The sequence below is a fragment of the Pseudoflavonifractor sp. 524-17 genome, from assembly GCF_009935845.1.
In the GTDB taxonomy this organism is placed as follows: domain Bacteria; phylum Bacillota; class Clostridia; order Oscillospirales; family Oscillospiraceae; genus Pseudoflavonifractor_A.
Window position 1 is genome coordinate 1 of sequence record NZ_QWEK01000003.1, and the last position, 1588, is coordinate 1588.

The 1588-nt window shown below is 59.9% G+C and carries 3 protein-coding genes; all 3 read right to left on the reverse strand.

Annotated elements, in window-relative coordinates:
• Window positions 1–59: 59 nt before the first annotated feature.
• Genes D1159_RS00395 through D1159_RS00405 form a run of 3 tightly spaced genes read right to left on the reverse strand, consistent with a single transcriptional unit; the run spans window position 60 to window position 1070 of the window.
• Entirely contained in the window at window positions 60–398 is a 339-nt protein-coding gene (locus D1159_RS00395) for a hypothetical protein (protein ID WP_161843727.1), read from the reverse strand.
• Window positions 399–402: 4 nt separating this feature from the next.
• Window positions 403–669 (reverse strand): phage holin, encoded by a 267-nt coding sequence (locus tag D1159_RS00400; RefSeq protein ID WP_161843728.1) that lies wholly within the window; start codon window positions 667–669, stop codon window positions 403–405.
• Window positions 666–1070, reverse strand: a complete 405-nt coding sequence (locus D1159_RS00405; RefSeq protein ID WP_243152035.1) for a peptidoglycan recognition family protein — start codon at window positions 1068–1070, stop codon at window positions 666–668. The genes D1159_RS00400 and D1159_RS00405 overlap by 4 nt, the downstream gene beginning before the upstream one ends.
• Window positions 1071–1588: the final 518 nt, after the last annotated feature.

The following is a 1588-nucleotide window of genomic DNA, read 5'->3' on the forward strand; positions in this document are numbered from 1 at the left end:
AATATTATATCTCCCGAAAAGGGCTGGTTCCTGTTTCTGTATTCCTCTGTCTACGCCGTCTATTGCTGCGCCGCCCGCAGGAGGTACAGCAAGCCAGTGCCCAGGGCCGCAGCCAGGACGCCCGCCACTCCATACAGGAGCTTTTCCACCATGCCGTCCCAGCGTTTGGCGGGCTTCTTCTCTATGGCGTCCACCTTCCGCCCCAGATTGGTCACGTCGGTTTTAATCTCCTCCATAGTGCTGCTCTGGTGCTTCTGCTCCGCGGCCATGACCTCCACGGCGGAGGTCAGGCGCTGGAGCGTGTCCACCTTTTCGCCCATCTCATCCAGCCGGTGGGTGTTGGATTTGCTCCGGGCGTCCACCTCCGCCAGCTTCACCGCCAGCTCTTCCGGTTCCATCTTGTCACCCCCTGGGCTTATCGTAGGTCATAGCGTTTTTGCTGTCCCCCAGGCCCTTTGTGGTGGGGTCATTGACGGCGTTCCAGGCGCTTACCGCCACCAGCCCCAGCACGTAGGGATTCCGCGCCGCCCCCGCCAGCAGATCCCACAGGGCGCTCCAGCTGGTCAGGTCCGCCGCCGTCAGCCCGGCATAGGCCAGGACCGGGGTGAGCACCGCCAGCACCATCTGCGCCCACCACAGGGGGTTATGGGCTCTCACTTTCCAGTTCATATAGCGCCTCCTAATCGAATAAACCCAGCCGGTCCAGGACGCAGGCGGCCTGCTCCCGGGTCAAAATACCACGTCCCCGACTTGTCCTTGCGGCAGCACATCTCAATGCCGATGCTGTTGGCGTTGCGGCATTTGGGGTGCTTGTATTTCCCGTCGCTGCGCCCGCAGTGCCAGGCGGTGTGGCCCTCCGGCACGCTCTGGTAAATGGCCGCGCCCGGGCCGTGGTCTACAAAATAGTGGGCGCTGGCCCCGATACCGCCCCTGCTGCCGTAGTACTGGGCGTTCTCCCTGGCATTGCCCAGCGCCCCTACATAGTGGATTGCCAGATAAGTAATCGGTTCCCTGCGCCCCCTGGTGTCGTTCTCCGGGTGGCACAGGCGGCTTTTGTTGATCTCCAGCAAATAAAAAACCTCCGTTCCGTCACCTTGACAAAAAGGGGGCGTGTACGTATAATAAAGACAGAAAGGGCGCTGCTACAGGCGGTCAGCCCTACAAGCTAAACAAGGTTAAACCTGCTAGCCGTTCGGGGGCCACCGAGCGGCTAGCACGCTTTTGGGCCTATGTAGACCAGCAGCCACACGACTGCCAGAAACACAACCACGAAGCGCAGGGCTTTCGCCCAGCGTCCGTCTCCCATCCGCATCACCTCCCTTCTCAGGGAAGTGGCCAACCGCCATTTATGTAACAGCGCCCTGCCCCTTTTCGGGGGCCTGTCCATCATACCATCACGCGCCGCATTTTGTCAAATACTGCCGCCCCCTAGGGGCGGCTCAGCCTGTCGAAAAAGTCTGCCCTTCGGCAGACTTTTTCATATAAACGAGGTAAAATAGAGCAGGGTGAGAAAAATGATGGAAAAGGGAAAAATGGAGCGGGGCGTGGTGGAAGTGGTGGATACAGAGAGCCTGGTGCCACAAGAACA

Excerpts from the sequence above, each read along its gene's own strand:
- D1159_RS00395 (WP_161843727.1), bottom strand. The coding sequence starts at position 398 with ATGGAACCGGAAGAGCTGGCGGTGAAGCTGGCGGAGGTGGACGCCCGG.
- D1159_RS00400 (WP_161843728.1), bottom strand. The coding sequence starts at position 669 with ATGAACTGGAAAGTGAGAGCCCATAACCCCCTGTGGTGGGCGCAGATG.